Annotated in this window: 28 protein-coding genes and 1 other RNA gene; 18 read left to right on the top strand and 11 right to left on the bottom strand. The window is 67.3% G+C overall.

The genetic code is table 11. From position 1 onward, the window contains the following. The first annotated feature begins 33 nt into the window (after positions 1 to 33). Positions 34 to 4,023, top strand: a complete 3,990-nt coding sequence (locus EDC22_RS13900; RefSeq protein WP_132807282.1) for an AsmA family protein — start codon at positions 34 to 36, stop codon at positions 4,021 to 4,023. Here the strand turns inward: EDC22_RS13900 and EDC22_RS13895 are convergent. From EDC22_RS13895 to ssrA, 5 genes are all read right to left on the bottom strand, one after another. Further along, on the bottom strand, positions 4,020 to 4,262 hold the full coding sequence (locus EDC22_RS13895) for a ribbon-helix-helix domain-containing protein (protein WP_132807281.1): 243 nt from the start codon (positions 4,260 to 4,262) through the stop codon (positions 4,020 to 4,022). The two genes, EDC22_RS13900 and EDC22_RS13895, sit on opposite strands and share 4 nt — an antisense overlap. Next, positions 4,259 to 4,462, bottom strand: a complete 204-nt coding sequence (locus tag EDC22_RS13890; protein ID WP_132807280.1) for a DUF4169 family protein — start codon at positions 4,460 to 4,462, stop codon at positions 4,259 to 4,261. Before EDC22_RS13890 ends, EDC22_RS13895 begins: the two co-directional genes overlap by 4 nt. An 83-nt stretch (positions 4,463 to 4,545) precedes the next feature. Further along, on the bottom strand, positions 4,546 to 5,937 hold the full coding sequence (gene fumC / locus EDC22_RS13885; RefSeq protein WP_132807279.1) for a class II fumarate hydratase: 1,392 nt from the start codon (positions 5,935 to 5,937) through the stop codon (positions 4,546 to 4,548). Between the two features lie 95 nt (positions 5,938 to 6,032). Further along, positions 6,033 to 6,611, bottom strand: a complete 579-nt coding sequence (locus EDC22_RS13880; RefSeq protein WP_132807278.1) for an SspB family protein — start codon at positions 6,609 to 6,611, stop codon at positions 6,033 to 6,035. Positions 6,612 to 6,678: 67 nt separating this feature from the next. Then, positions 6,679 to 7,035: a transfer-messenger RNA gene (gene ssrA, locus EDC22_RS13875) on the bottom strand. A 58-nt stretch (positions 7,036 to 7,093) separates the two neighbouring features. Here ssrA and EDC22_RS13870 point away from each other — a divergent pair. Continuing rightward, positions 7,094 to 7,879: a crotonase/enoyl-CoA hydratase family protein gene (locus EDC22_RS13870; RefSeq protein ID WP_132807277.1), complete on the top strand. Its 786-nt coding sequence runs from the start codon at positions 7,094 to 7,096 to the stop codon at positions 7,877 to 7,879. A 175-nt stretch (positions 7,880 to 8,054) separates the two neighbouring features. On the opposite strand, the gene EDC22_RS17945 is transcribed toward EDC22_RS13870, so the two are convergent. Continuing rightward, on the bottom strand, positions 8,055 to 8,300 hold the full coding sequence (locus EDC22_RS17945; protein ID WP_165926906.1) for a PepSY domain-containing protein: 246 nt from the start codon (positions 8,298 to 8,300) through the stop codon (positions 8,055 to 8,057). 181 nt (positions 8,301 to 8,481) lie between these two features. On the opposite strand from EDC22_RS17945, the gene EDC22_RS13860 reads away from it, so the two are divergent. The 8 genes from EDC22_RS13860 to EDC22_RS13825 all read left to right on the top strand — a co-directional run bounded on the left by EDC22_RS13860 (position 8,482) and on the right by EDC22_RS13825 (position 15,541). Then, complete coding sequence (locus EDC22_RS13860) at positions 8,482 to 9,276, top strand: thymidylate synthase (RefSeq protein WP_132807275.1); 795 nt, start codon at positions 8,482 to 8,484, stop codon at positions 9,274 to 9,276. A gap of 16 nt (positions 9,277 to 9,292) precedes the next feature. Continuing rightward, positions 9,293 to 9,607, top strand: coding sequence for a GNAT family N-acetyltransferase (locus EDC22_RS13855; RefSeq protein WP_132807274.1), 315 nt, complete (start codon positions 9,293 to 9,295; stop codon positions 9,605 to 9,607). Then, on the top strand, positions 9,604 to 10,122 hold the full coding sequence (locus EDC22_RS13850) for a dihydrofolate reductase (RefSeq protein WP_132807273.1): 519 nt from the start codon (positions 9,604 to 9,606) through the stop codon (positions 10,120 to 10,122). The genes EDC22_RS13855 and EDC22_RS13850 overlap by 4 nt, the downstream gene beginning before the upstream one ends. A gap of 110 nt (positions 10,123 to 10,232) precedes the next feature. Then, positions 10,233 to 11,360: an S-(hydroxymethyl)glutathione dehydrogenase/class III alcohol dehydrogenase gene (locus EDC22_RS13845; RefSeq protein ID WP_132807272.1), complete on the top strand. Its 1,128-nt coding sequence runs from the start codon at positions 10,233 to 10,235 to the stop codon at positions 11,358 to 11,360. A gap of 243 nt (positions 11,361 to 11,603) precedes the next feature. Then, positions 11,604 to 12,731: an FtsH protease activity modulator HflK gene (gene hflK / locus EDC22_RS13840; RefSeq protein WP_132807271.1), complete on the top strand. Its 1,128-nt coding sequence runs from the start codon at positions 11,604 to 11,606 to the stop codon at positions 12,729 to 12,731. Beyond that, complete coding sequence (hflC, locus tag EDC22_RS13835) at positions 12,728 to 13,723, top strand: protease modulator HflC (RefSeq protein WP_132807270.1); 996 nt, start codon at positions 12,728 to 12,730, stop codon at positions 13,721 to 13,723. Before hflK ends, hflC begins: the two co-directional genes overlap by 4 nt. After that, positions 13,720 to 13,905: a DUF2065 domain-containing protein gene (locus tag EDC22_RS13830; protein WP_132807269.1), complete on the top strand. Its 186-nt coding sequence runs from the start codon at positions 13,720 to 13,722 to the stop codon at positions 13,903 to 13,905. The genes hflC and EDC22_RS13830 overlap by 4 nt, the downstream gene beginning before the upstream one ends. A gap of 118 nt (positions 13,906 to 14,023) precedes the next feature. Then, positions 14,024 to 15,541 (top strand): DegQ family serine endoprotease, encoded by a 1,518-nt coding sequence (locus tag EDC22_RS13825; RefSeq protein ID WP_207903787.1) that lies wholly within the window; start codon positions 14,024 to 14,026, stop codon positions 15,539 to 15,541. Positions 15,542 to 15,587: 46 nt separating this feature from the next. Here EDC22_RS13825 and serB read toward each other — a convergent pair whose 3' ends face one another. Then, positions 15,588 to 16,481, bottom strand: a complete 894-nt coding sequence (gene serB, locus EDC22_RS13820; RefSeq protein WP_132807268.1) for a phosphoserine phosphatase SerB — start codon at positions 16,479 to 16,481, stop codon at positions 15,588 to 15,590. A 2-nt stretch (positions 16,482 to 16,483) separates the two neighbouring features. Here serB and miaA point away from each other — a divergent pair, with 2 nt between their 5' ends. After that, positions 16,484 to 17,416 carry a tRNA (adenosine(37)-N6)-dimethylallyltransferase MiaA gene (gene miaA, locus EDC22_RS13815; RefSeq protein WP_132807267.1) on the top strand — a complete coding sequence of 311 codons (933 nt, stop codon included), beginning with the start codon at positions 16,484 to 16,486 and terminating at the stop codon, positions 17,414 to 17,416. A gap of 114 nt (positions 17,417 to 17,530) precedes the next feature. Here miaA and EDC22_RS13810 read toward each other — a convergent pair whose 3' ends face one another. After that, the gene (locus EDC22_RS13810; RefSeq protein WP_132807266.1) at positions 17,531 to 17,845 is read right to left on the bottom strand and encodes a hypothetical protein; all 315 of its coding nucleotides are present in this window, start codon (positions 17,843 to 17,845) and stop codon (positions 17,531 to 17,533) included. A gap of 65 nt (positions 17,846 to 17,910) precedes the next feature. Between EDC22_RS13810 and EDC22_RS13805 the strand changes: the two genes are divergently transcribed. From EDC22_RS13805 to EDC22_RS13785, 5 genes are all read left to right on the top strand, one after another. Next, positions 17,911 to 19,677 (top strand): acetolactate synthase 3 large subunit, encoded by a 1,767-nt coding sequence (locus EDC22_RS13805; RefSeq protein ID WP_132807265.1) that lies wholly within the window; start codon positions 17,911 to 17,913, stop codon positions 19,675 to 19,677. A 165-nt stretch (positions 19,678 to 19,842) separates the two neighbouring features. After that, a complete protein-coding gene (locus EDC22_RS13800; protein WP_132807264.1) occupies positions 19,843 to 20,514 on the top strand; it encodes a glutathione S-transferase family protein in 672 nt (223 codons plus the stop codon). A 13-nt stretch (positions 20,515 to 20,527) separates the two neighbouring features. Then, complete coding sequence (ilvN, locus tag EDC22_RS13795; RefSeq protein ID WP_132807263.1) at positions 20,528 to 21,043, top strand: acetolactate synthase small subunit; 516 nt, start codon at positions 20,528 to 20,530, stop codon at positions 21,041 to 21,043. Then, a complete protein-coding gene (locus EDC22_RS13790; protein ID WP_132807262.1) occupies positions 21,043 to 21,957 on the top strand; it encodes an aminotransferase class IV in 915 nt (304 codons plus the stop codon). The genes ilvN and EDC22_RS13790 overlap by 1 nt, the downstream gene beginning before the upstream one ends. 148 nt (positions 21,958 to 22,105) lie before the next feature. Continuing rightward, positions 22,106 to 23,239 (top strand): ATP-dependent DNA helicase, encoded by a 1,134-nt coding sequence (locus EDC22_RS13785; protein WP_132807261.1) that lies wholly within the window; start codon positions 22,106 to 22,108, stop codon positions 23,237 to 23,239. Here the strand turns inward: EDC22_RS13785 and folK are convergent. Genes folK through folP form a run of 3 tightly spaced genes read right to left on the bottom strand, consistent with a single transcriptional unit; the run spans position 23,221 to position 24,936 of the window. Then, positions 23,221 to 23,727, bottom strand: a complete 507-nt coding sequence (gene folK / locus EDC22_RS13780) for a 2-amino-4-hydroxy-6-hydroxymethyldihydropteridine diphosphokinase (protein WP_132807260.1) — start codon at positions 23,725 to 23,727, stop codon at positions 23,221 to 23,223. The genes EDC22_RS13785 and folK overlap by 19 nt on opposite strands. Then, the gene (gene folB / locus EDC22_RS13775) at positions 23,724 to 24,110 is read right to left on the bottom strand and encodes a dihydroneopterin aldolase (RefSeq protein ID WP_132807259.1); all 387 of its coding nucleotides are present in this window, start codon (positions 24,108 to 24,110) and stop codon (positions 23,724 to 23,726) included. Before folB ends, folK begins: the two co-directional genes overlap by 4 nt. Continuing rightward, on the bottom strand, positions 24,103 to 24,936 hold the full coding sequence (folP, locus tag EDC22_RS13770) for a dihydropteroate synthase (protein ID WP_132807258.1): 834 nt from the start codon (positions 24,934 to 24,936) through the stop codon (positions 24,103 to 24,105). The genes folB and folP overlap by 8 nt, the downstream gene beginning before the upstream one ends. Before the next feature lie 333 nt (positions 24,937 to 25,269). On the opposite strand from folP, the gene ilvC reads away from it, so the two are divergent. Together ilvC and EDC22_RS13760 are read left to right on the top strand one after the other, a co-directional pair. Beyond that, the gene (ilvC, locus tag EDC22_RS13765; RefSeq protein WP_132807257.1) at positions 25,270 to 26,289 is read left to right on the top strand and encodes a ketol-acid reductoisomerase; all 1,020 of its coding nucleotides are present in this window, start codon (positions 25,270 to 25,272) and stop codon (positions 26,287 to 26,289) included. Between the two features lie 133 nt (positions 26,290 to 26,422). After that, positions 26,423 to 26,841, top strand: a 419-nt coding sequence (locus EDC22_RS13760; protein WP_132807256.1) for a GNAT family N-acetyltransferase, incomplete at its 3' end; no start/stop codon positions are given.

Here is a 26,841-nt window from a genome sequence, read left to right as displayed (position 1 = left end):
AAACAACGGGCCGGCAGCCGGCATCCGGAGAGGATGCCGCTGGCGGCGAGGGCGCGGGCGGTGAACTCGATCCTCCTGTCCATTGGTATCGCCATCGCGCTGGCCCTGGTTGCGGCGTTCGCGGCGCCGTTCTTCATCGACTGGTCGTCTTACCGCGGCTACTTCGAGGCGCGTGCGAGCGAGATCATCGGTCGCAAGGTGGTGTTCGCCGGTGAACTTGACGTGCGGCTCGTGCCGTTCCCGCGCCTTGCGGCAACCGATGTGCGCATCGGCGACGCCGGTGGCGGTGAGGGGGCCGAGTCGGTCGAGATCCATGCGGCCCTGACGCCGCTGCTCAGCGGCGAGCTGCTGATCACCGGGATGACGGTTCGTCGCCCCTTCGCGGTGGTCGGCCTCGACGCGAGCGGCAGATTGGTCTGGAGCAACGACACCGGTCCGTCGGTGCCCTTCGCCCCGGAGCGGGTTCGCATCGACCGCTTCGAGATCGTTGACGGCGCGCTCGATGTCGACGACGACCAGGCCGGCAGAACCATCCATCTGACCGGTATCAATCTCGGCGGCTCCGCGACCTCGCTGATCGGACCATTCCGCGCCGAGGGAGGCCTCTTCGCCGATGGCCGCCGCTTGACGCTTCGGCTGGCGACCGGCCGGCTGCAGGAGGAGCGCGGCGGTATCCGCATGAAACTGTCGCTGCTGCCCGCGGATGCGCCGCTCGGCTTGGAGCTCGACGGTACCCTGGTGCGCGATCCCGAGGCGGTACCGACCTTCACCGGCATGGCTGTGCTCGAACGTCTGGAAACCGACGACGGCGCGCTGCCGTGGCGGATCGACGGCCAGGTGTCGGCATCGCCGGAGCATGTCGTCGTCGACAAGGGGAGCCTCAGGATCGGACCGGAGGTCGGCAGCGTCACATTCGCGGGCGCCGTGAACATCGATCTTGGCGCCCGGCCGCGGTTCGACGCGGTGCTGTCGGCCCGGCAGCTGGATCTCGACCGACTGCTCGGCAGCGGTGCCGAACAGCCGGTCGACCTCGTCGAGGTGGTGCGCCGCATCGGCGCGGCGCTCGAGCCGGAGCTGTTGCCGATCCCCGGACACGCGGCGATCGACATCGAGTCCGTCGTGTTGTCGGGCGGGCTGGTGGAGGCGCTGTCGGTCGATCTCGCCGCCGATGGCGGCGGCCTGGCAATTGAACGAGCGGTTGCGGCTGCGCCTGGCGGAACGGACGTGTCGATGGCGGGCCGGGTGATCTTCGACAGCGGTTCACCGCGCTTCGACGGCGCGATCCGGGTGAACGCGGCGCAGGCCCCGATGTTCGGCGACTGGCTGCTCGGCCCGAACCTCCGACTGCCCGCAGTGCACCTTTCAGGGGCCCGCCTGACGGCCTCGGCGCGGGTCATGCTGGGCGACGGCAGGATCGTCGCCGAATCGATCGACATCGCAACCGCCGATACCCGGCTGCAGGGGGCAGTCGGCTTCTGGCCGCGCACGGAAACGACGCGCGGACGGCTGTCGGCGCAGCTGACGGCCGACCGTCTGGCGCTCGCCGTGTCGTCGGGTACGGGCGGTCCGGACCGCTCGCGGCTGCTGGGTGCTGCGGCGGCCACCGTCGAGGGGATCGACGTCGATATCGAGCTTGCTGCCGATGCGCTTGCGCTCGGCGACGTGGAGGCAAGCGGAGTCGTGGCGGAGCTGGCGATCGCCGACGGCGACCTGACGATTCACCGTCTGACGGTTGGCGACATCGGCGGTGCCCGGGTCGAGGGCAGCGGCGCGGTCAGGTCCTTTGCCAAGACGCCCGATGGCTCCCTGACCCTTGCGGCCTCGGCGGAGGCGCTCGACGGGGTGGCGCGGCTCCTGAGTGCGCTCGGCTATCGTGCCAGCGGCGACTGGCTGTCGGCGCGCGGGGCCGAGCTGGTGCCGGCCCGGCTGGAGGCGAATGTGCATGCGGTCAGAACCGCCGATGGCAGCCGCATACGTCTGGATCTGACCGGGGTCACGGGCGGCACCGACATCCGTGCCGAGGCGAGCTTCGAGGGGGCGGTCGAGGCCTTTCATGCTGCCGCTGTCTCGCTTGATGCACAGGCACGCAATCCCGATGGAGCGCGGTTGGCCGCCCAGGTCGGACTGGAACCCACCCCTGGCCAGCAGCCGGGCAGGATCGCCATTCGCGCCGAGGGAAGGCCGGAGGCGTCGATTTCCTTCGATCTGGAAGCCGCGGGGATCGGCATCGACGGCACATTCGTCGGAAGCGGCCGCTGGCCGCAGCGGGGCGGGCGCGAAATCACCGGCAAGATCGCCGGGCAGGTGAGCGATCCCGGCCGGCTGTTGCGCATGATCGGGCTCGACCTGTCCGCGCCGCCGGCGCAACCTTTGCAGATCACGGCTGGCCTGTCGGCAACCGACGACATCTGGTCGGTATCGGGGCTCGAACTTGCCGCAGACGGCGTGACCGCCGCGGGTCGGATCAGCCTCGATGCGGGCGCCGGCATGTGGGTTCTCGACGGCGAGCTGCAGACAAATCGCCTCGATCTTCCCTGGCTGCTTGGTCTTGCGGTTGGTGAGGCCGGTCGGGAGATCGGCCGTCCCGGCATCGAAGCGGCCTGGCCTGAGGCGCCGTTCGAGGCGACCGCCCGCCCTGGCTGGCGGGGCCGCGTGTCGGTCGCAACCCCGGTAGCGACGCTGTTCCCGGGGGCGCGGCTGACCGACGCCCGGCTCGAGGTCGGCTTCGATGCGGTGCGGTTCTCGGTCGACAATATCGTCGGCAACCTGTTCGGTGGTCGGCTGCAGGCGAGCCTCGATCTCATCGAGCTCGACGGTACCATCACCGCCTCCGGCCGTGTCGAGCTGTCGAACGCGCGGCTCGAGGAATTCGTCTGGAGCGACGGCCGCAGGCCGGTCGCCACCGGCGCGCTCTCGTTCGGTGCCGCGTTCGAGGGGGCCGGCCGCAGCCCGCTGGCCCTCGTCTCGGCGTTGAGCGGTACGGGTTCGTTCGGCGTCACGAACGGTGTGCTGCGGCGGATGAACCCGGCGGCCTTCGACCTCATCATCAGCGCTGCCGATGCCGGGCTGGAGCTGACCGAGGAACGGGTCGGCGACGTGTTCGCCGGCCATTTGGACGCAGGGAGTCTTGCCTTCGAGTCGATCGAAGGTGCCTTCTCGATCTCTTCGGGGGTGCTGAGGGCGAACAATGTCCGCATCCGGTCGGAGGCCTTGTCGAGCTTCGCTTCGGCGACCATCGACCTCGGCGAACTGGCCATCGATTCCGAATGGACCCTCAGGCTCGAGGCAGACGGCGGGGACAGCCGCGTCCGCGAGGTCGGTGTGGTGTTTGCCGGCCCGCTGGCGCATCCGCAGCGGCTGATCGACGTCAATCCGCTACTCGGCTATCTCACCGTCCGTGCCTTCGAGCAGGAGGTCGAACGGCTCGAGGCGCTGCAGGCGGAGATCCTGGAGCGCCAGCGACTGGGCCGCGAACTGATCCGCCAGGGCCAGGAGCGCGTTCGGCGCGAGCGCGAGGCCGCCGAGGAGGCGCAGCGCCGTGCGGAGGAAGCGGCGCGGCAGAGCGAGGAGGAGGCGCGTCGCCTTCAGGCCGAGGAGGAGCAGCGGCGTCAAGCCGAGCAGCGCGACCGGCGCTCCCAGTCGGAGGAACCGGCGCCCGAACCGAGCGCCGAGGAGACGCAGCCGGCGGATGAGCTGCCTCAGGCTGCGGGGACGCAGCTCGACAACAGCGAGTTCACGCGTCGGATCGAGGAGATCCTGAGGGAACTGCCGCCCGCTGACTCGCCGCCCCCCGGTTCGTCGGCCTCAGATGGGCTGCCGTCCACCTCCGGGCCCGTCACGACGGACGAGCAGTCGCCGACGGATCTGCCGCCGATCGGTCAGCCGATCGTCATCACGCCGGCGCCCGTCGTACCGCTTGCTCCGGTCCGCGCCGGCCAGACTCGCGGCGACTCGCAGGTCGTCTTGCCGACCGATCCGCGCCCGACGGTGTCGGGCGATGAGGGCCAGCGGACGTTCCGCTAGCCCGGCAGACCGGCCGCCCGCCGCGCGCGGCGACGGTAATGATCGAGCACATGCAGCCGGATCGCTGACGACAGGCCGATGCCGGCACGGGCGCGGTCGATCTCGGCGACGACGGTGGCTATCGGCACTCCGCGCTCCCCGGCAATCTCGCCAAGGGCCTCCCAGAACGCGCCCTCCAGCGAGATGCTGGTCCGGTGGCCGGCGATGGTGATCGAGCGCTTGCGCTGGCCCGCGCTCACCGGCCCCGGTCCGTGTCGGGGTCATCCGCACCAAGGCGATGACCGGCAAGGTCGCGCCCGGCCTTGTCCTCGGCGGCTCTGGCAGCGGCCCGCTCGGCCTTGGTACGTCCGAAGCGGACACGATTCGCGGCTGCTTCCGCCTTGCGCCCGGCGCGGGCCTTCTGCTTGCGGACGCGGTTGAGGTTGACGATCTCCGGCATGGCGATGGACTGTCAGCCGCGGTGGGAACGGCGAGCGGGCGCGGCGATGCGATGCAGGCATCCGGCCGACATGGCGAGGATCCTCACCCCGGCCGTGTCATCTTCTCCGGCCGCACGATCTCGTCGAATTCGGCCTCGGTGACATAGCCGCCGCCTACGGCCTCTTCGCGCAGGGTGGTGCCCTTGACGTGGGCGGCCTTGGCGATCTTGGCGGCCGCATCGTAACCGATCTTCGGGGCGAGCGCTGTGACAAGCATCAGCGAGCGCTCGACCCCTGCCTTGATATTGTCGAGGCGCGGCTCGATGCCGACGATGCAGTTGTCGGTGAAGGAGATCGACGCGTCGGCGATCAGCCGGATCGACTGGAGCATGTTGTAGGCCATGACGGGATTGAACACATTCAGCTCGAAATGGCCCTGGCTGTCGGCAAAGGTGATGGCGGCGTGGTTGCCGAACACCTGAACGCACACCTGGGTCATCGCCTCGCACTGGGTCGGGTTGACCTTGCCCGGCATGATCGAGGATCCCGGCTCGTTCTCCGGCAGCGCCAGTTCGCCGAGACCGGAGCGGGGTCCGGATCCCATCAGGCGGATGTCGTTGGCGATCTTGAAGAGCGCCGCGGCGAGGGTGTTGATGGCGCCATGCGCGAACACCATGGCGTCGTGGGCGGCGAGGGCCTCGAACTTGTTTGGTGCCGTGGTGAAGGGAAGGCCGGTGATCTCCGCGATCCGCTCGGCAACCGCCACGTCGAATCCGACAGGAGCGTTGAGGCCGGTGCCGACGGCCGTGCCGCCCTGGGCGAGTTCCATCAGGCCCGGCAGTGTCAGCTCGATGCGGGCGATGCCGTTCGCGACCTGCTGTGCGTAGCCGCTGAATTCCTGACCGAGGGTGAGCGGGGTCGCATCCTGGGTATGCGTGCGGCCGATCTTGACGATGTCCGCCCATGCCTTGGCCTTGGCGTCGAGCGCGGCATGCAGATGCCGCAGCGCCGGCAGCAGCCGGTTGACGATCTCCTCGGCTGAGGCCACGTGCATGGCCGTCGGATAGGTGTCGTTCGACGACTGGCTCATGTTGACGTGGTCGTTCGGATGGACCGGCGTCTTGGAGCCGAGCTTGCCGCCAAGGATCTCGATGGCGCGGTTGGCGATCACCTCGTTGGCGTTCATGTTCGACTGGGTGCCGGAGCCGGTCTGCCAGACCACCAGCGGGAAATGGTCGTCAAGCTTGCCGTCGATCACCTCCTGGGCGGCGGCGACGATCGCCTCGCCGATCTTCGGATCGAGCTTGCCGAGCTTCATGTTGACCTCGGCCGCCGCGCGCTTGACGATGCCAAGGGCACGCACGATCGGCAGTGGCTGCTTTTCCCAGCCGATCCTGAAGTTGTCGAGCGAGCGCTGCGCCTGAGCACCCCAGTAGCGGGTGGCATCGACCTCTATCGGGCCGAAGGTATCGGTTTCGATACGGGTGTTTGACATGCCGGAGTCCTGCCGGTTGAGCCTGTTCTGGCGGGCCTCATAGCATGCACGTCAGGCCACGCAAACCGACTGGCGCGCGGGTGCGGCAGGGACTGTCAGGTCTTCTTGCGAAATGCGTCAAGCGATACGACGTCTGCGCCGGGAGCCGTCTCGCGCGACGGCGCGGCCGGGCTGTCGGCGGGGGCGGCGGTGTCCGGTTTCGGCTTGGATTTCGGTGCTGTCCGCGAGCGCTGCGCATCGGCCGGCATGTCCGTTCCCTTGGCCGGTGTCGCGGGGTCCCGAGACTCGGGGCGAGCGTCGTCGTTGGCCTCGACCGGGGTTCCGGGATCGAACTGCAGCCCGAACTGGACGCTCGGATCGAAGAAGCCCTTGATCGCAGCGAAGGGGATGTGCAGACGCTCGGGTATGCCGTTGAACGACAGGCTCACCGCGAACGCGCCGTCGGTCACTTCCAGATCCCAGAACTGATACTGCAGGACGATCGTCATCTCGTCGGGATAGGTCTCCCGCAGACGCTTGGAAATGCGTACGCCCGGCGCCTGGGTGGCGAAGGCAATGAAGAAGTGATGGTCGCCGGGCAAACCGGCCCTGGCGACATCGGCCAGCACCGATCGGACCACGCCGCGCAGCGCCTCCTGGGTCAGTAGGTCGTAGCGAATCAGATCCTGCGGCATCCGGAAGCTGGCAATTGCGACTGACGCCTGTGACCGTGACAGGCCAGGCGGCCGGGAACGAAGGCGAAGTGGAGGCTTCTGTTGCCAGGTGCCTCCGAACCCCGCCTGACGGAGCTAACCCGTCAGGGCTTGGATCGGCTTTTCAGACCGCGTTACGCGGCCTGAGCAACCGGAGCATAGTTGTCGTTCGCAACTATTGTACGGCCCGATAACGGCGGTACCATGCCGGGCGACGGCGCGTTCTTTACACCCTCGTCGATCCTGTTTCGCCCCCGCCACAGCCGACCCGTCCGGATCGGTTCTGGTGGAGGCGCCGGGTACCGCCCCCGGGTCCGATGGGCTTATTCCAACGACCGTGTATCGCCATAGTCAGCTTGCGCCGACAACGCGGAATATAGGAACGAAACACTCGGCTGAAAAGCCTCGTCGGGCGCGGCAATCATCGAAACCGCAAGTCCGGCCGGAACGGAAAGGATGCAACCATGTCAGGCAGTGTGCGCACCGAGCGACAGGGACCGGTCTGGACGGTGATCCTCGACCGGCCGGCCGCCCGCAACGCGGTCGATCCCGAGACGGCTGGGGCACTTCTTGCCGCCTTCGAGGCCTTCGAGGCGGATGAGGGCGCCGCGGTCGCGGTCTTCTGGGGCGCGGGGGGAACCTTCTGTGCAGGCTATGATCTCAAGCACGCAGCATCGGGAGCCCTGGAGATTGCGGAGCTGGATCCGGAGGCCGGTGCCCGCGGGCCGATGGGCCCGACGCGGCTCGACCTGTCGAAGCCGGTGATCGCCGCCATCGCCGGGCCCGCAGTGGCAGGCGGGATGGAGCTGGCCCTGTGGTGCGACCTCAGGGTGATGGAAGAGGACGCCTATTTCGGCGTCTACTGCCGGCGCTGGGGCGTGCCGCTGATCGACGGAGGAACGGTCAGGCTGCCTCGTCTGATCGGAATGGGCCGTGCCCTCGACCTGATCCTCACCGGCCGCAAGGTGGCGGCGGAGGAAGCGCTGCGCATCGGCCTGTGCGAGCGGGTCGTCGGGTCTGGCATGGCACGGCAGGCGGCAGAAGACCTCGCGCACGAGATTGCGCGGTTTCCGCAGTTGTGTCTGCGGGCCGACCGCCGGTCGGCCTACGGCCAATGGACTCTTCCGATGGATGCGGCGCTTGCGGCGGAATACCGTGGTGGCCTGCCAGCGCTCGAGGCGGAAGGCCTCAAGGGAGCCGCACGGTTTGCCGGCGGCAGCGGCCGCGGCGGCGACTTCAACGGGATCTGAACGGCGCGGGAAATCCGAGTCCGGTGAATCGCTTGCGCCTGGGTGTTGGCATCCCGAATCAGCCCGTTCAGGCGCCGTGGCAGGATCGCGCCTGGCTTGCGGCCGAATCCTCGCACGCCGATTCAACCGGCTCATGTTCAGAGTCAGGATGAGGCGGGTTTCACGTCCACCCCGCTCAGTCGCGCTCGACCTTCAGCACCGCTCCGGAGGTTGCGTCGATGTCGACCTCGATCTCGCGGCCGTCGGCGGCGCGCCCCTCGACCTCCCACTTGCTCATGTCGCGGTCGACGTCCGTGACCGTTACGACGCCATTCTCCCGGGCAATGCGGATCGCCTCCTCGGCCAGTATGTCGGCATGCGCAGTGCCGGCCAGAAGGCCAAGGCATGCGAAGGTGGCGAGGAGGGGCGTTGGAATGCGCATCGGCGGTCCTCCCGTCTGCTGGGCTGTCCTCTTGTCTGCCCGGATCGCATGACTGCAACGCGGGCGGCGGCAAAGCGTCCTCCGAGCCCGGTGAGTGTAGAGGAGGACCGCCGCTGTCGCAAATTTGCCGCCCGGCTTGCCGGGCCTGTAAACTCGCCGACCGTCGATGAAGGGATTCGCCATGCGGCAGTATCACGACCTCCTGCGCCTCGTTCTGGAGACCGGAATCCGCAAATCCGACCGCACAGGTACCGGAACGCTGAGCGTGTTCGGCCATCAGAGCCGCTATGACCTCGCCGACGGCTTTCCGTTGCTGACCACCAAGAAGCTGCATCTGAAGTCGATCGTCCACGAGCTCCTGTGGTTCCTGAAGGGCGACACCAACATCGCCTATCTGAAGGCGAACGGGGTCAGCATCTGGGACGAATGGGCCGACGAGACCGGTGAACTCGGCCCCGTCTACGGCCATCAGTGGCGCTCCTGGCCGGCGCGTGACGGCAGCACGATCGACCAGATTGCCGAGGTGGTCGGCCAGATCCGGTCGAATCCGGATTCACGCCGGCTGATCGTAACCGCCTGGAACCCGGCAGATATCGACCGGATGGCGCTGCCGCCCTGTCACTGCCTTTTCCAGTTCTGGGTCGCCGAGGGGCGGCTGTCCTGTCAGCTCTATCAGCGCTCGGCCGACATCTTCCTCGGCGTGCCGTTCAACATCGCCTCCTACGCGCTGCTGACGATGATGGTCGCGCAGGTGACGGGGCTCAAGCCGGGCGAATTCATCCATACGCTGGGCGACGCGCACCTCTATTCCAACCACCTCGAGCAGGCCCGCCTGCAGCTCACCCGCGAACCGCGCCCGCTGCCGAGGATGCTGATCAACCCGGCCGTCACCGACATCTTCGGGTTCGTCTACGAGGATTTCGCGCTGGAGGGCTACGACCCGCATCCGCATATCAAGGCCGAGGTGGCGGTATGAGCGGCCGGCGTGGACGATGACGATCACCATCCGCCCCGCCCGACCCGGCGAAGAGGGGCTGGTGCTCGGATTCATCCGCGCGCTTGCCGACTATGAGAGGCTCGCGCACGAGGTGGAGGCGGACGAGGCGGCGATCGGCGCTGCGCTGCTGGCGAACTTCGCCCGGCGCTGCGTCGCCGAGGGGCTGGGACGGCTCGAATGGTGGGTGCTCGACTGGAACGAAGCGGCCATCGGGGTATACACGTCGCTGGGTGCCCAGCCGATGGACCAATGGACCGTGTTCCGGCTCTCCGGCGAGGCGCTCGAGAGACTCGCGGAGGGCTCCGCATGACCGCGCCCCGTCTCAGCCTGATCGCGGCCGTCGCCGGGAACGGCGTGATCGGCCGCAACAACGAACTGCCCTGGCGGCTGCCGTCGGACCTGAAGCACTTCAAGGCCGTCACCATGGGAAGGCCGGTCATCATGGGACGCAAGACCTTCGAATCGATTGGCCGGCCTTTGCCGGGCCGCGACAACATCGTGGTGACGCGCAGCGAGACCTTCGATGTGGCGCAGGTCCATGCCGCCCGTTCGCTGGACGAGGCGGAGAGGCTGGCAGCGAATTTCGCCAGGAGGCGCGGGGTCGACGAGATCTTCGTGATCGGCGGCGGCCAGCTCTATGCCGAGGCGATCGGCCGTGCGCGGCGTCTCTACATCACCGAAGTGGCCGGACAGCCGGACGGCGACACGCGATTTCCCGAAATTGATCCGGCGATCTGGCGGGCAGTGTCGCGTCAGGGGCCAATGCGCGGTGCCACCGATACGGCGGCGATGACATTCGTCGTCTACGAGCGCATCGCGACCTGATCCCCGCCCAATCTTGCCCTGCCGATCTTGCCCTGGCGATCTTGCCCTGACCGCGACTTCGCAGGCAAAGTGCGGCGCAGATCGGATCCGATGCCCCAAGGAGCATTCGCATGAAGTCACGCGCCGCGGTTGCCTTCGAGGCCGGCAAGCCACTCGAGATCGTCGAGGTCGACCTCGAGGGTCCGAAGGATGGCGAGGTGCTGGTCGAGATCAAGGCGACCGGCATCTGCCACACCGACGAATTCACCCTGTCCGGCGCCGACCCGGAGGGACTGTTTCCGGCGATCCTGGGGCATGAGGGCGCGGGAGTCGTCGTTGATGTCGGCCCGGGGGTGAAGAGCGTGAAGAAGGGCGATCACGTCATCCCGCTGTACACGCCCGAATGCCGCGAATGCCCGTCCTGCCTGTCGCGCAAGACCAATCTGTGCACGGCGATCCGCGCCACGCAGGGCAAGGGCCTGATGCCGGATGGCACCACGCGGTTCTCCTACCAGGGCAAGCCGATCCACCATTACATGGGGTGCTCGACCTTCTCGAACTACACCGTGCTGCCGGAGATCGCGGTGGCGAAGATCCGCGAGGACGCGCCGTTCGGCAAGGTCTGCTACATCGGCTGCGGCGTCACCACCGGAGTTGGTGCGGTTCTGAATACGGCGGGGGTGGAGCCGGGCGCGACGGCGGTCGTGTTCGGGCTCGGCGGGATCGGCCTCAACGTCATCCAGGGGCTGAGGCTCGCCGGCGCCGACATGATCATCGGCGTGGACATCAACAACGCCAAGAAGGCGTGGGGCGAGCGCTTCGGCATGACCCACTTCGTCAACCCGAACGAGATCGACGGCGATATCGTGACGCATCTGGTCAACATGACCAAGCGCGGCGCCGACCAGATCGGCGGGGCAGACTATACCTTCGACTGCACCGGCAACGTCACGGTGATGCGACAGGCGCTGGAGGCCTGCCACCGCGGCTGGGGCCAGTCGATCATCATCGGCGTCGCCCCGGCGGGGGCGGAGATCGCGACGCGTCCGTTCCAACTCGTGACCGGGCGGGTGTGGAAGGGCACGGCCTTCGGCGGGGCGCGTGGCCGTACCGACGTGCCGCGCATCGTCGACTGGTACATGGACGGCAAGATCGAGATCGACCCGATGATCACCCACATCCTGCCGCTCGCCGACATCAACAGGGGCTTCGACCTGATGCATGCCGGGGAATCGATCCGTTCGGTCGTCGTCTTCTGAGGCGCGAGGCTGCAGATGGTCGCGATGGCATGGCTGGCCAGCCGGACGTGGGCGAAAATCCGGATCCCCGGCGCCGGTTGGCGTTGACAAAGCCAGCCCCGTTTCCCACGTGTCGTTCAAATCGACTTTCGTTGAAGGGCCGTCAGGCCTGACCTATAACGCCGCCTGACGGGCGACCCGGGCGGCACGGCCGGGCGGCCATGCGGATCGCGGGGCCGCCCCACCAGACAACGAGGAGCATTCATGCCCTGGAGCAATCAAGGCGGCCCTTGGGGGGGCGGTGGTGGCGGCGGTCCTTGGGGCGTGCCGCCCGGCGGCGGCAGGCCCGGGCCGCGCGGTCCACAGACGCCGGATCTCGAGGAGATCCTCAAGCGCAGCCAGGACAAGCTGAAATCCGTCCTGCCCGGCGGCTCCATGGGCGGCAAGGCGATGGTTCTCGGGCTGCTGGTCCTCGTCGTGCTTTGGGGGTTCAGCGGTCTTTACCGCGTCGAGGCCGACGAGCAGGGCGTGGTGCTGCGCTTCGGCAAGTTCGTGCGCCAGACCGACCCGGGGCTGCATTACCATCTCCCCTATCCGATCGAAACGGTGCTGACCCCCAAGGTGACCCGCGTCAACCGGGTGGACATCGGCATGCGGGTGATCGAGGACGGCCGCGGCGAGACGGTCCGCGACGTGCCCGAGGAGAGCCTGATCCTGACCGGCGACGAGAACATCATCGACGTCGACGTGTCGGTGTTCTGGGTCATCAACAACGCGGCAAACTACCTGTTCAATATCCAGAATCCCGAGACCACCGTGAAGGCCGTCGCCGAGAGCGCGGTACGCGAGGTGATCGGCCGCAGCCAGCTGCAGCCGGTCCTGACCCAGGCGCGTGCGATCACCGAGCAGGACGTGCTCGAGCTGATGCAGACGACGCTGGACAGCTACGAGGCCGGCATTCTGGTGACGCAGGTTCAGCTCCAAAAGGTCGATCCGCCCGCCCAGGTCATCGATGCGTTCCGCGACGTCCAGGCGGCCCGCGCCGACCAGGAGCGGCTGCGCAACGAGGCGCAGGCCTATGCCAACCGGGTGGTACCCGAGGCACGCGGTCAGGCCGCGCAGATCATCCAGCAGGCCGAGGCCTACCGCGAGCGGACGATCAACGAGGCACGGGGCCAGGCCAGCCGCTTCTCGGCGGTGTACGCCGAGTACAGCAAGGCGCCGGACGTCACGCGCGAGCGCATGTTCCTTGAGACGATGGAGCGGGTACTGGGCAATTCCGACAAGATCATCATCGACGGCAACGCCGGCGGCTCGGGGATCGTGCCGTATCTGCCGCTCCAGGAGCTCGGCGGGCGTGCCGCGCCGCGCAGCGCGGGAGGTTCGCAGTGAGGAAGTCCATCGTCGGCGGACTGCTTGTCCTGCTCGCCATCGGCCTGTTCGCGATCTATTCGTCGCTGTTCGTCGTCTACCAGACCGAGCAGGCGCTGGTGCTTCGCTTTGGCCAGCCGCAGCGGGTGATCTCGGAGCCCGGCCTGCACTGGAAGATGCCGATCGCCGACCAGGTGGTCTTCGTCGACAAGCGGATCCTGGCGCTTGATTCGCCGGTGCAGGAGGTGATCGCCTCCGATCAGAAGCGCCTGGTGGTCGATGCCTTCGCCCGCTACCGCATCACCGATCCGCTGCGCTTCTACCAGGCGGCGGGGTCGATCGCGGTGGCCGATTCGCGGCTCGCCACGATCCTCAATTCGGCGGTCCGGCGCGTGCTCGGTGAAGCCACCTTCCTGGCGGTCGTCCGTGACCAGCGCCAACAACTGATGTCGCAGATAACCCAGCAGGTGAATCGCGAGGCGCAGGGCTTCGGCATTTCCGTCGTGGACGTGCGCATCCGCCGCGCCGATCTGCCGCAGGCAAATTCCGAAGCGATCTTCCGGCGTATGCAGACCGAGCGCGAGCAGGAAGCCTCGCAGATCCGCGCCGAGGGCGAGGAACAGGCGCGCCGCATTCGCTCCCGGGCCGACCGTGACGCGATTGTCATCGTCGCGGAGGCCAACCGGGAGTCCGAGGAGGTGCGCGGCGATGGCGACGCGCAGCGCGCGGCGATCTTCGCCGAAGCCTACAGCCTGGACCCGGAATTCTTCTCGTTCTACCGGTCGCTCCTCGCCTACGACGCCGCGCTGTCCAAGGACGGCACGCGGTTCCTGCTGACGCCGGATTCGCAGTTCTTCCGTTACTTCGGCAACGGTTCCGGCACCGTGCAGACCGCCCGGCCTCCGGCTGGCGGTACCGCTGCGGAAAGCGGTGGACCCGCCGTCATCCCGCAGGCGTCGGCCGGCGGCACCACCCAGGCGCCGTCGGCGACCGGCACCGCCTTGGCGCAATGAGCGACCTTGTTGTTGCGATCGGGCTCGTCCTGGTGATCGAAGGGGTCGTCTACGCCGCGTTCCCCGGTGGGCTCAAGCGGATGATGGAATCTGCCCTGACGATGCCCGATGCAACGTTGCGGGCAGGGGGGCTGGTCGCCGCCGCGACCGGGCTTCTCATCGTCTGGCTGGTGCGCGGTTAACGCGTCACGAATGCGTGACCGCGGGTCGCGCAGGCGCTATCTGTGATGTAGTCGACTCGATACCGGACTGCTCTCGCCCATCGGGCGATGGACCGGCATCGCCATCGGAGGCTTTTCAATGTGGCATGTGACTGCATCGGCCCGGGGAGGCATTGCCCGCACCGGGCGGATTGCCGCGCTGTGCCTGGCAGCGGCAATGTTCGGCTCGCTGGGCGCGGGGAGCTTCGCTGCCGCCGAGGCGCGAGGTGCCCCGGAGTCCTTCGCCGATCTGTCGGAACGGCTCATCGACGCGGTCGTCAACATCTCGACCTCGCAGCGCGTCACCACCTCCCAACGGATTCCCACGCCGCGCGTGCCGCCGGGATCGCCCTTCGAGGAGTTCTTCGAGGAATTCTTCAACCGCCGTGGCGAGGGCGACGACGGGGAGTCGCGGCGTCCGCACCGGGTGAATTCGCTCGGCTCCGGCTTCGTGATCGATCCCGACGGTCTGGTGGTGACCAACAACCACGTCATCGCCGAGGCCGACGAGATCATCGTCAACTTCAACGATGGCACCAAGCTGCCGGCCGAGGTGGTCGGACGCGACGAGAAGACTGATATCGCGGTTCTCCGGGTGAAGCCCGACAAGCCGCTGACCGCGGTGTCCTTTGGCGATTCAGAGGCGCTGAGGGTCGGCGACTGGGTGCTCGCGATCGGCAATCCCTTCGGCCTCGGTGGCACGGTGACTGCCGGCATCGTGTCGGCGCGCAACCGCGACATCAATGCCGGTCCCTACGACTCCTTCATCCAGACCGACGCCTCGATCAACCGCGGCAATTCCGGCGGTCCGCTGTTCAACATGGACGGCGAGGTGGTGGGCATCAACACCGCGATCATCTCGCCGACCGGTGGCTCGATCGGCATCGGTTTTGCCGTTCCCGCCAACATCGCGCAGAATGTCATCCGCCAGCTGGTCGAGTTCGGCGAGACGCGTCGCGGCTGGCTCGGCGTTCGGATCCAGTCGGTTACCGACGAGATTGCCGAGAGCCTCGGGATGGACCGTGCCGAGGGTGCGCTCGTCGCCGGGGTGAGCAGCGGCGGACCGGCCGAGGCGGCCGGAATCGAGACGGGCGACGTCATCCTCGAATTCGACGGACGCCGGGTTGGCGAGATGCGGGAATTGCCGCGTATCGTCGCGGACACTGCAATCGGCAAGACGGTGGATGTCCTGGTGTTGCGAAAGGGGGAGCGCGAGACGTTCAAGGTGACGGTCGGCCGCCTGGAGGAAGGCGAGCAGATGGCCGCGCTCGACGCGGGGGAGTCCGACGAGCTCGCCGGCGAGGATGGTACCGTCACGATCAGCGCGCTCGGGGTCGATCTGTCCGATCTGACGGACGAATTGCGAAGCCGCTACGCGATCGGCGACTCCGTTGAGGGTGCGGTCGTCACCGATGTGGCGCCGGACGGTCCCGCATCGGCTCGCCAGATCAGCGCCGGCGACGTTATCGTCGAGGTCGCGCAAGAGAAGGTCACGACGGCCGCGGATGTGCGTCGCGAGCTGGACGCCCTCAAGGCCAGGGGCAAGAAATCGGCGTTGCTGCTGGTTGCCAATCCGGCCGGCGAATTGCGCTTCGTCGTGGTGCCGTTCCAGGACTGACGCAGGGATCAGTCTCGCCCCTGCGCCATGGTGCGGGGGCGAAGGGTCAGCCGGCGATGATCTCGGAGTCGCTGTAGCCCTGCAGGAACAACAGGGCGGTGAGGTCACTGTGGTCGATGCGCACGTCGGCCGCCTTGGCTACCGCTGGCTTGGCATGGAACGCGACTCCCAGTCCCGCGGCCTCCAGCATCGCCAGATCGTTGGCTCCGTCACCCACGGCGATCGCCGCCTGTGCGTCGATGCCAAGCTTCGCAACGAGCTCCGCCAGCGCCTCGCGTTTGGCGTCGCGGCCAAGGATCGGCTCGCGTACCAGGCCGGACAGGCGATCGCCGTCGAGCAACAGTTCGTTGGCTCGGTTCTCGTCGAAGCCGACGCGGCGGGCGATCGCCTCGGTGAACAGCGTGAACCCGCCAGAAACGAGCGCGGTGTAGGCTCCGGTCGATCGCATGGTCGCGACCAGCGTGCGGGCGCCGGCGGTGAGGGTGATGCGCTCCTCGAGCACCCGGCGGATCTGATCGAGGTCGATCCCCCCGAGCAGCGCGACCCGCTCGCGCAGTGCCGGTTCGAAGGCGATCTCGCCACGCATGGCGCGTTCGGTTATCGCGGCGATATGCGACTTCAATCCGACGAGATCGGCCAGCTCGTCGATGCATTCCTGACCGATGATCGTCGAGTCCATGTCGGCAATCAGCAGCGCCTTGCGGCGTGTCGCCTCCGGCAGGATGGCGATATCAACCGGACGGCCAGCGATGGCTTCTCGGGCGGCAGCTTCCGCTTCGTCCGGCGCGGCGCTATTGAGCGGTAGACGCATGTCGCAGGCGACACCTCGGCTCAGCCAGCGGATCTCGTCGGCGCCGACGGCAGTGCGCACACGTCCGGCCAGCGCCGCATCGACCGCGGGGTGATCGGTGGCGGACATCAGGACAAGCGTGGAGGACATCGGTGGCATCGGGCGAGGGTGAGGCTCCGCGGGCATTCCTGATCGCCGGACCAACCGCGAGCGGCAAGTCGGCGCTCGCGCTGATGCTCGCCGACCGGCTCGGCGGCACCGTCATAAACGCCGATTCCATGCAGGTCTACGACACTCTGCGCATTCTCACCGCGCGGCCGTCGCCGCAGGACGAAGCGGCAGTCCCGCACCGGTTGTACGGGCATGTGCCGCTGACGAGGGCGTATTCTGTCGGCGCCTGGCTGGCGGATGTCCGGGCAGCCCTTGCCGAGGCTGCCGCCGCGGGGCGGCCTGCGATCATCGTCGGCGGCACCGGGCTCTACTTCAAGGCGCTGACCGGGGGACTTCCGCCAATGCCCGACATCCCGGAAGCCGTGCGCGGGGAGGTTCGCCGCCGGCTGGAACTGGAAGGATCGGCCGCACTCCATGCCGAGCTCGCGGTGCTCGATCCTCAGTCCGCGCGACGCATCAATGTCTCCGATCCGCAACGCATCGTCCGCGCGCTCGAGGTGGCGGTCGCGACCGGAAGACCGTTGTCGGAGTGGCAGCGCGAGCCGGCGCTACCGCTGCTGCCGCCAGCGCCGTCGGTGCTGCGTCTGGTGCTGTGGCCGGATCGGGAGGCGGTACGCGCCCGCATCGACGCGCGTGTCGGCGCCATGCTGGCGGCCGGTGCGCTCGACGAGGTTCGCGCGGCGATGGCGATGGACCTCGATCCGTCGCTGCCCGGCTACCGGGCGCACGGGCTGCGGCCGTTCATGGCGCATCTGAGGGGCGAACTGCCGCTGCAGGAGGCCGCCGAGCGGACGCGCGCCGAGACGCGCCAGTATGCCAAGCGTCAGTTCACCTGGTTCCGACATCAGATGCCCGACTGGGAGCGGCTCGATCCCGACCGGGCGGCGGATCGTCTCGCTGCCGTTCCCCCGTGACGGAATCTCCTGTCGTGCGGTAGAGCGAAGCGGTCCGGCCTTCCGCCGGGAACGGGGCATACCTGGCAGACGTCACGAGGCCCTCGTCATCCCGCCGGCACGCAACAATCCCGGCTACCAATCGATCTCGATCGCCGCATGGATGGCGGCCCAGGCCGACCTGCTTCTTGCGACCAACTTCAAGGTGACGGAGGGGACGTTCAGGGAGTTCGCGACCAGGCGCGTGGTGATGGCGGAGGAGACGCGAGGACGGCGGACCGTCGCGCCGGAACTCGCGCCATCCCGCTTGACCGGCTCCGCCATCGCGACTAACGTGCCCGTCACGAAACGATCCGAATGGAGTCCCGGCGTGTCCGGAAACATCCTTATCGTACGCAGGCGCGCCAGGAGCGTGACGGTGGTCTGACCGTCGCGGACGCTGGCGCGCACGACAGGCCCTTCGAGGGCCTTTTTTGTTGGCCGAACGACGAGCACGAGATGAAAGGGCTGCCGTAATGACCGAGGAACTGACCGGCGCGGAAATCGTCCTCAAGGCGCTGAAGGACCAGGGGGTCGAGTTCATCTTCGGCTATCCGGGCGGCGCGGTACTGCCGATCTACGATGCGATCTTCCAGCAGGACCAGATCGAGCACATCCTGGTGCGCCACGAGCAGGGCGCGACCCATGCGGCGGAGGGCTACGCCCGCTCCACCGGCAAGGTCGGCGTGGTGCTCGTCACCTCCGGTCCCGGTGCGACGAACGCGGTCACCGGCCTCACCGACGCGCTGATGGATTCGATCCCGCTGGTGTGCATCTCCGGTCAGGTCGCCACGCATCTGATCGGCAACGACGCCTTCCAGGAGTGCGATACGGTCGGCATCACCCGGCCCTGCACCAAGCACAATTGGCTGGTGAAGGACGTCCGCGACCTCGCCCGCATTCTGCATGAGGCCTTCTACGTCGCGCAGAACGGCCGGCCCGGCCCGGTGCTGGTCGACATCCCGAAGGACATCCAGCTCAGTGTCGGCCCCTATGTCGGGCCCAAGAACATCGAGCACAAGACCTACAAGCCGCGCGTCAAGGGCGATCTCGAGGCAATCCGCGCTGCCGTCGACCTGATGGCGGGGGCGCGAAAGCCGGTGTTCTACACCGGCGGCGGCGTCATCAATTCCGGGCCCGAGGCGAGCCAGCTCCTGCGCGAGCTGGTGCGCATGACCGGCTTTCCGATCACCTCGACGCTGATGGGCCTCGGCGCCTATCCGGCCTCCGACAAGCAGTGGCTCGGAATGCTCGGCATGCACGGGACCTACGAAGCCAACATGGCGATGCATGATTGCGACGTCATGATCTGCATCGGGGCGCGCTTCGATGACCGGATCACCGGCCGGCTCGACGCTTTCGCGCCGAACTCGAGGAAAATTCACATCGACATCGACCCATCGTCGATCAACAAGAACGTCAAGGTTGACGTCCCGATCGTCGGCGACGTCGGCTATGTGCTCGAGGACATGATCCGGATCTGGCGGTCGAATGCCGCGCAGGTCGACAAGGCAGCGTTGAAGGTCTGGTGGACGCAGATCGACGCCTGGCGGGCGCGCAACTGCCTGCGCTACCGGCCCAGCACCGACGTGATCATGCCGCAATATGCGGTGGAGCGTCTCTACGAGCTGACCAAGGACCGGGAGACCTATATCACGACCGAAGTCGGTCAGCACCAGATGTGGGCGGCGCAGTTCTACAAGTTCGAGCATCCCAATCGCTGGATGACGTCCGGTGGCCTCGGCACGATGGGTTACGGTCTGCCGGCCACCATCGGCGTCCAGCTCGCCCATCCCGACGCGCTCGTCATCGACATCGCGGGCGATGCCTCGGTGCTGATGACGATGCAGGAAATTTCGACGGCGGTTCAGTACGAGCTGCCGGTGAAGATCTTCATCCTCAACAACCAGTACATGGGCATGGTCCGGCAGTGGCAGCAATTGCTGCACGGCAACCGGATCTCGCACTCCTACAACGAGTCGCTGCCCGATTTCGTGAAGCTGGCGGAGGCCTATGGAGCCGTCGGCCTGAGAGCGGAGAAACCGGACGAGCTCGACGATGCGATCCGCGAGATGATCGACGTCAAGCGCCCGGTGATCTTCGACTGCCGGGTCGCCGCGCTCGCCAACTGCTTTCCGATGATCCCCTCGGGCAAGGCCCACAACGAGATGCTGCTCGGCGCCGAGGTGGACGACGAGGATATCGCGACTGCGATCGATGAAGAAGGCAAGATGCTGGTGTAATGTGGGCGCTCCATCGCATGTCATTCCTGACGACCGGACGGCCGAGCCCGGATAGGGTCGCGCTGATCGGTCTGCGCGGTCCGATCCCGGCCCCGCGTTGCGCGCCGAACGGAATGACGCCTGGGCAGGAATCGGCGGGTTGAAGCCATCGGGACGTCGATCGCCATGAAGCTCGTCATCGGCAACAAGAACTACTCGTCGTGGTCGCTGAGGCCGTGGCTGGCGATGAGCGTTGCCGGGATCGCGTTCGAGGAGGACCTCGTTCCCCTCGATCAGCCCGACACCCGGACCCGGCTGCTGGCGCGCTCGCCGGCCGCGAAGGTGCCGATCCTGATCGACGGCGACGTTACCGTGTGGGAGTCGCTCGCGATCCTGGAATACCTTGCCGAACGGTTTCCCGACGCCGGACTCTGGCCGGCCGATCCGGCCGCGCGGGCGCACGCGCGGGCGATTTCGAGCGAGATGCATGCCGGTTTCTCCGCGCTGCGCAGCGCCTGTCCGATGAATCTCCGGAAGCGCTTCGGCTGGCGCGACCGAGGGGCCGAGGTGACGCGCGACGTCGCGCGGGTCCAGCAGCTTTGGAGCGATTGCCGGCGGCGGTTCGGCCACGACGGACCGTTCCTGTTCGGCGACTTCACGGCGGCGGATGCGATGTATGCGCCGGTCGTCGCCCGCTTCGACGGATATTCCATTCCTGTCGACGAGGAAGCCGGTGCATACATGGCGGCGGTGATGGATCTTCCCGCCTTCAGGGCCTGGAAGGCGGCAGGGATCGTCGAGCCGTGGGTGCTCGATATCGACGAGGTGGACGAGCCGGCGATCGCCGAAGCTCGATAGCGCGGAAGGAAGAATGTTGCAGAAGGTTGAAGCGCTCGAACAGCATACGCTCTCGGTGCTGGTCGACAACGAGCCAGGCGTGCTCGCGCGGGTCATCGGTCTGTTCTCGGGCCGCGGCTACAACATCGATTCGCTGACTGTGTCGGAGACCGAGCACGAGAAGCATCTTTCGCGCATCACCATCGTCACCACGGGGACGCCGATGGTGATCGAGCAGATCCGCCATCAGCTCGAACGGCTGGTGCCGGTGCACCGGGTCATAGACCTGACGGCCGGCGGCAAGCCGCTGGAGCGCGAACTGGCGCTGATCAAGGTGGCGGGAAAGGGTGAGCTGAGGGTCGAGGCGCTGCGGCTGGCCGATGCCTTCCGGGCGCAGGTGGTCGACGCAACCACCGAGCATTTCGTCTTCGAGATCACCGGACGATCCGCGAAGATCGACCAGTTCATTGCGATCATGAAGCCGCTCGGGCTCGTCGAGGTCTCGCGCAGCGGCGTGGCCGCCATCCAGCGCGGGCCCGAGGCGCTGTGATGCAGTATCCGCCCGGCTGTGCCTTCCTGGACGGCGCGTTCTGCGCCATCGAGGATGCCAAGATATCCGTGCTCGACTGGGGCTTCCTGCGTTCGGACGCAACCTATGACGTGGTGCATGTCTGGAAGGGGCGGTTCTTTCGGCTGGACAGGCATCTCGACCGCTTCTTCGCCTCCGTCGACAAGCTCAGGATGGCGTGCCCCTACGACAGGGACGAGGTCGCGGCGATCCTTGCCGAATGCGTGCGCCGGGCGGACTTGGAGGACGCCTATGTCGAGATGATCATGACGCGCGGTGTCTCGCCGACCTTCAGCCGCGATCCGCGCGATGCGATCAACCGCTTCATAGCCTTCGTCATCCCGTTCGGCTGGATCCTGAGACCTGAGGAGCGCGATGCCGGTCTGTCGGTCGCGATTGCCGAAACCCAGCGCATCTCGCCGCTGTCGGTCGATCCGACCGTGAAGAACTATCACTGGCTCGACCTGGTAAGGGGCATGTTCGAGGCCTATGAGCGTGGTGCCCGCACGGTCGTCCTGCCCGACGGTGCCGGCAACATCACCGAGGGGCCGGGCTTCAACCTGTTCGTGGTCAAGGACGGTCGCGTCGCCACGCCCGACAGCGGTGTGCTGCACGGCATCACCCGTCTGTCGGCGCTGGACCTGCTTGCTGAGGCGGGCATCGAGGCCGTGGCGCGGCCGGTCAGCCTCGCCGAGACCAGGGCTGCCGACGAACTGTTCGCGACCTCGACGGCCGGCGGGATCATGCCGGTCACCAGTCTGGATGGCGCCAAGGTCGGCGACGGCCGGCCAGGGCCGATCACCTCGAAGCTGATCGAGGCCTACTGGGCCGCGCACACGCGTCCGGACTGGACCGTCGCGGTCAAGGACATTCCGGCGCCCCGGTCGATGGCTTGACATCACTGGGGTTTGTTCCTGTCTTGTTCCGATTGCCGCGGTGCTATTGCGGCGCGTGTGGAGGGGATGCATGGGCCCAGCACCTTCGCGGTTGGGCAACAGATGCTGTGGCGCGGCGGCTCCGCGCGCGTGAACGGATGAGCCGCCGGTGAAGCTCTCGCCTGGTCAGGACGATGCCCTGAGGGCCGTCTCGCGCTGGCTCAGGTCCGGCGACAGGCAGGTGTTCCGGCTGTTCGGCTATGCAGGGACGGGCAAGACCATGCTTGCCCGGCGGATCGCCGAAGAGGTGGACGGCGAGGTGCTCTACGCCGCTTTCACCGGCAAGGCGGCGCAGGTGATGCGCAATCGCGGTTGCGAGGGGGCGCGGACGATCCATTCTCTGATCTACCGGCCGCGCGGCGAGGAGACGTTGGAGGACGAGGAGAGCGGCAAGACGGTGGTCTCGCCGACCTTCTCGCTGAACCGCATGAGCCCGGTCGCCAAGGCGAAGCTGATCGTCGTCGACGAATGCTCGATGGTCGATGAGGCGCTCGGCCGCGATCTGCTGTCGTTCGGCACGCCGGTGCTGGTGCTCGGTGACCCCGGTCAGCTTCCCCCGATCTCCGGCGGTGGCTTCTTCACCGAGCATGAGCCGGATATCCTGCTGACCGAGGTGCACCGTCAGGCGCGCGACAATCCGATCGTGGCGCTCGCGCAGATCGTCCGCGAGGGCGGCCGTCTCGAGCCGGGGCGCTACGGCGACAGCCGCGTGATCGGCAAGTCCGAGATCGATGCAGCGCAGGTGCTCTCCGCCGACCAGGTACTGCTCGGCATCAACCGCACCCGCCGGCGCTACAACCAGCGCATCCGCGAGCTCAAGGGCTTCGACGGTGCGCTGCCGGCCGCGGGAGACAAGCTCGTGTGCCTCCGCAACAACTCCGAGAAGGGGTTGCTCAACGGCAGCCTGTGGCGGGTCATGTCGGTCGGCACGGGCAAGGCGCAGGCGCTGTCGATGATGGTCAAGGCCGAGGACGAGGGACCGTATGGCAGTCTCGCCAAGATCCGGGTGCTGAAGGCCATGTTTGAGAGTGCCGAGGAGGTGCCGTGGGCCCAGCGGCGCAATTTCGACGAGTTCGACTACGGTTATGCGCTGACCGTCCACAAGGCGCAGGGCTCGCAATGGGATGACATCCTGCTGTTCGACGAGAGCTTCGCCTTCAAGGACACCCGCGAGCGCTGGCTCTACACCGCAATCACGCGGGCGGCGGAGCGGATCACAATCGTTCAGTCCGGCGCAGACTGAGGAGTCCATGGCGGCGCGACCACCGGCATCGGCTCGCCGGCGAAGCGCCTTGCCTCCGCGCCAACATCACGCCCGGACAGGATGAGGTCCGGACGTATCTCGGCAAGGGGCACGAGCACGAAACCGCGATTGAACAGTTCTCGGTGCGGGATGGCGAGGTCTGGCTCCTCGATCTCGTCGGTCCCGTAATAGAGGATGTCGACGTCGATGATCCGCGGTCCCCAGCGGAATGTCTTCTCCCGCCCGACCGCTGCCTCCACCGCCTTGCAGCGGGCGAGCAGGGCATCGGGGGCGAGGTCGGTCCGCCCGACGGCGCAGAGGTTGACGAACCAGTCCTGCGCCGCATAGCCCCACGGTGCCGTCCGATAGAATGACGAGCAGGCGCCGAAGCTGACGGTCGGTCCGTCGAACAGCAGCGTCAGCGCGCGTTCGAGATTGCCGAGCTTGTCACCGACATTGCTGCCGAGACTGAACCCCACCTCGATCATTGCCGGCGCCTGATGATCTCGACGCCGACCGTGTCGAACACGCCTGCCACGGGGGCCGCCGGCTTGCGGATCTCGACACGGACATCGTCGATCCGGGCAAAGCGGGCGAGCAGGCCGCCGGCGATGCGCTCGGCGAGCGCCTCGATCAGATAGAAGCGCTCGCCCTCGACGATGTCGCGGACGAGCGTATAGACCTCGCCGTAGTCGATTGTCAGGGTCACGTCGTCAGTGCTGCCCGCCGGCGCCAGATCGAGATGGCAATCGAGGTCGATCTCGAATCGCTGGCCGAGCCGCTCCTCCTCGGCCTTCACGCCGTGGCGGGCGAACAGGACAATTCCGCGGAAGAAGACGCGGTCGCCGCCGTCGCGTCGTCGGTCACGCATCGCGGAGCGCCTCGCTGATCGCACGCGCATCGACGTGTTCGGCAACGTCGTGGACGCGGATGATGTCGACACCATCGCGCAGCGCCCAGGCATTCATGGCGATCGTGCCGGCGAGCCGGTCGCCAACCTCCCGGCCGGTTATCCTGCCGATCGAGGATTTGCGCGACACGCCGAGCAGGACCGGAAAGCCGAGCGCGCGGATCGCGCCGATATGCTTAACGGCCCGGAGGTTCTGTTCCAGGGTCTTGCCGAAACCGATGCCGGGATCGAGGATCAGTCGGTCCTCGCGGATGCCGGCCCGCCGGGCGATGTCGATCGTCACCTCGAAGAACCTCAGCATGTCGTCGATGATGTCGATCGCCGGATCGACGGTATCGCGGTTGTGCATGGCGATCGTTTCGACGTCGGCCTCTGCCGCCAGCTCTGCAAGAGTCGGGTCGCGCTGCAGGCCCCAGATATCGTTGACCATGCGTGCTCCGGCGCGCAGGGCCGCCCGGGCGACCGCGGACTTGCGCGTGTCGATCGAGACCGGGATGCCGACGATCGGCACGATGGCCTCCAGGACCGGCAGCACGCGCGCCAGCTCCTCGTCTGCGTCGATGGGGAGGTAGCCCGGCCGGGTCGATTCGCCGCCGACATCGATGATGTCGGCCCCTTCCGCGGCCATTTTCCGGGCCTGGGCGACGGCCGCGTCGAGGCGATTGAAGCGGCCACCATCGGAGAAGGAATCCGGCGTCACGTTGAGGATCCCCATGATCCGCGTGCGCGAACGCCCATTGCCGCCGCGCAGCGACGACGATCGGTCCTCACCGGGCGGTGCCAACATTGCTGCTCCGTATCGGCGAAACGTCCTGAGCGCCGTACGCGTAGCCGGGCTGCCTGACGGCTGCAAGGCTCCTCTCCGCTGACGTCGGTGCCTCGACCGCTGTCGGTGCATCGCGTCTGCATAGGCTGTGGAGCGCCAGCCAGGGTATCGCTTCGCGGCAGCGACTGGTCTGAGGGCTGCGCCGCATGCATGGCTTCGCGACGGTTTACCGCGATTGGGCGGAAATTCCTCTTCCAACGCACAGATGACGACGGTAAAAACCGCCCGACCCTCGGGCGACCAGGTCCCGGTCGCATCGCACAACACCGCAGACTCCCAAGGAAAGGCAGTTCAATGCGCGTCTATTATGATCGAGATGCAGACCTGAACCTGATCAAGGGCAAGAAGGTCGCGATCGTCGGCTATGGCAGCCAGGGTCATGCCCATGCGCTCAATCTTCGCGATTCCGGCGTGAAGGATCTGTGCATCGCGCTGCGGCCGGGCTCGCCGTCGGCGAAGAAGGCCGAAGCTGAAGGACTCCAGGTGAAGAGCGTCGCCGATGCCGCCAAGTGGGCCGACCTGCTGATGATGTGCACGCCCGACGAACTTCAGGCCGACATCTGGCGCGACCACATCGAGCCGAACATCCGCGACGGCGCCGCAATCGCGTTCGCGCACGGCCTCAACGTCCATTTCAATCTGATCGAGCCGAAGCCGACCATCGACGTGATCATGATCGCGCCGAAGGGGCCCGGCCACACAGTCCGGTCCGAATACAAGCGTGGCGGCGGCGTTCCCTGCCTGATGGCGATCGCCCAAGACGCTTCGGGCAACGCGCACGACCTTTGCCTGTCCTATGCCTCGGCGATCGGCGGCGGGCGCTCGGGCATCATCGAGACCACCTTCAAGGAGGAATGCGAAACCGACCTGTTCGGCGAGCAGGTGGTGCTGTGCGGCGGACTGGTCGAACTGATCCGGGCCGGCTACGAGACCCTCGTCGAGGCCGGCTATGCACCGGAGATGGCCTACTTCGAATGCCTGCACGAGGTAAAACTGATCGTCGACCTCATTTACGAGGGCGGCATCGCCAACATGAACTACTCGATCTCCAACACCGCCGAGTTCGGCGAATATCTCACCGGGCCGCGCATCATCACCGAGGAGACCAGGGCGGAGATGCGCCGCGTGCTGAAGGACATCCAGACCGGCGCCTTCACGTCCGAGTGGATCCGCGAATGCAAGGCCGGGCAGCCGAAGTTCAAGGCGACACGGCGCATGAATGACGCCCATCCGATCGAGGCAGTCGGTGAAAAGCTGCGTGGCATGATGCCGTGGATCAAGGCCAACGCGCTGGTCGACAAGGCCAAGAACTGAGCGCGACCGAAACAGCGAGGTCCGGCGCCGGCGCCGGACTTCCGGTCGGGCGCACCGGGCTTGGCAACGTCCGTTCGTCCGTCGTTCGAGACACTTCCGCGGCCGAAGGCAGGGGGCCGGGCAAGGTGGCGCGATGCTGATCCGCCTCGCACGCCGGAACGAGGCCGATGAGCTGTCGGCTCTCGTGATGCGGGCGAAAGCCCACTGGGGCTATGATGCGGCCTTCCTCGAGGCCTGCCGCGATGATCTGCGCGTTCGCAGCGAGCAGATCGCTGCCGGTGCCGTGTGGGTTGCCGAGCTTGACGGTATGGCGGCTGGCGTGCTCGAGCTCGCCATCGCGGACAGCGAGGCCGAGGTGCGTGCCTGCTTCGTCGAACCGCACGCGATCGGCCGCGGCGTCGGGCGCGCGCTCTGGCGCCATGCCGAGGCGCTGGCCATGGCCGCCGGTGCCAGTGCCGTGAGATGCCGTCACGTTGCGCAAGCGGTTTTCGCGATCCGACATGGCGCGGGCGGCGTCGGGATGTGTGGCCTATGCCGCCCGCGCCGTGTCGG

Source organism: Tepidamorphus gemmatus (assembly GCF_004346195.1).
GTDB lineage: Bacteria > Pseudomonadota > Alphaproteobacteria > Rhizobiales > Tepidamorphaceae > Tepidamorphus > Tepidamorphus gemmatus.
Note: the sequence above shows the minus strand (reverse complement) of the source record. Positions and strands in the feature narration are given on the sequence as shown.

Bases quoted from the DNA above. Each gene is read 5' to 3' on its own strand.
- EDC22_RS13845 (WP_132807272.1), top strand. From the start codon at position 10,233: ATGAAGTCACGCGCCGCGGTTGCCTTCGAGGCCGGCAAGCCACTCGAG.
- EDC22_RS13850 (WP_132807273.1), top strand. From the start codon at position 9,604: ATGACCGCGCCCCGTCTCAGCCTGATCGCGGCCGTCGCCGGGAACGGC.
- serB (WP_132807268.1), bottom strand. From the start codon at position 16,481: ATGTCCTCCACGCTTGTCCTGATGTCCGCCACCGATCACCCCGCGGTC.
- ilvC (WP_132807257.1), top strand. From the start codon at position 25,270: ATGCGCGTCTATTATGATCGAGATGCAGACCTGAACCTGATCAAGGGC.
- EDC22_RS13880 (WP_132807278.1), bottom strand. From the start codon at position 6,611: ATGCCGCAGGATCTGATTCGCTACGACCTACTGACCCAGGAGGCGCTG.
- EDC22_RS13800 (WP_132807264.1), top strand. From the start codon at position 19,843: ATGAAGCTCGTCATCGGCAACAAGAACTACTCGTCGTGGTCGCTGAGG.
- EDC22_RS13855 (WP_132807274.1), top strand. From the start codon at position 9,293: ATGACGATCACCATCCGCCCCGCCCGACCCGGCGAAGAGGGGCTGGTG.
- ilvN (WP_132807263.1), top strand. From the start codon at position 20,528: ATGTTGCAGAAGGTTGAAGCGCTCGAACAGCATACGCTCTCGGTGCTG.
- EDC22_RS13860 (WP_132807275.1), top strand. From the start codon at position 8,482: ATGCGGCAGTATCACGACCTCCTGCGCCTCGTTCTGGAGACCGGAATC.
- EDC22_RS17945 (WP_165926906.1), bottom strand. From the start codon at position 8,300: ATGCGCATTCCAACGCCCCTCCTCGCCACCTTCGCATGCCTTGGCCTT.
- EDC22_RS13900 (WP_132807282.1), top strand. From the start codon at position 34: ATGCCGCTGGCGGCGAGGGCGCGGGCGGTGAACTCGATCCTCCTGTCC.
- folP (WP_132807258.1), bottom strand. From the start codon at position 24,936: ATGTTGGCACCGCCCGGTGAGGACCGATCGTCGTCGCTGCGCGGCGGC.
- EDC22_RS13825 (WP_207903787.1), top strand. From the start codon at position 14,024: ATGTGGCATGTGACTGCATCGGCCCGGGGAGGCATTGCCCGCACCGGG.
- EDC22_RS13830 (WP_132807269.1), top strand. From the start codon at position 13,720: ATGAGCGACCTTGTTGTTGCGATCGGGCTCGTCCTGGTGATCGAAGGG.
- EDC22_RS13890 (WP_132807280.1), bottom strand. From the start codon at position 4,462: ATGCCGGAGATCGTCAACCTCAACCGCGTCCGCAAGCAGAAGGCCCGC.
- EDC22_RS13790 (WP_132807262.1), top strand. From the start codon at position 21,043: ATGCAGTATCCGCCCGGCTGTGCCTTCCTGGACGGCGCGTTCTGCGCC.
- folB (WP_132807259.1), bottom strand. From the start codon at position 24,110: ATGCGTGACCGACGACGCGACGGCGGCGACCGCGTCTTCTTCCGCGGA.
- EDC22_RS13870 (WP_132807277.1), top strand. From the start codon at position 7,094: ATGTCAGGCAGTGTGCGCACCGAGCGACAGGGACCGGTCTGGACGGTG.
- hflK (WP_132807271.1), top strand. From the start codon at position 11,604: ATGCCCTGGAGCAATCAAGGCGGCCCTTGGGGGGGCGGTGGTGGCGGC.
- folK (WP_132807260.1), bottom strand. From the start codon at position 23,727: ATGATCGAGGTGGGGTTCAGTCTCGGCAGCAATGTCGGTGACAAGCTC.
- EDC22_RS13805 (WP_132807265.1), top strand. From the start codon at position 17,911: ATGACCGAGGAACTGACCGGCGCGGAAATCGTCCTCAAGGCGCTGAAG.
- fumC (WP_132807279.1), bottom strand. From the start codon at position 5,937: ATGTCAAACACCCGTATCGAAACCGATACCTTCGGCCCGATAGAGGTC.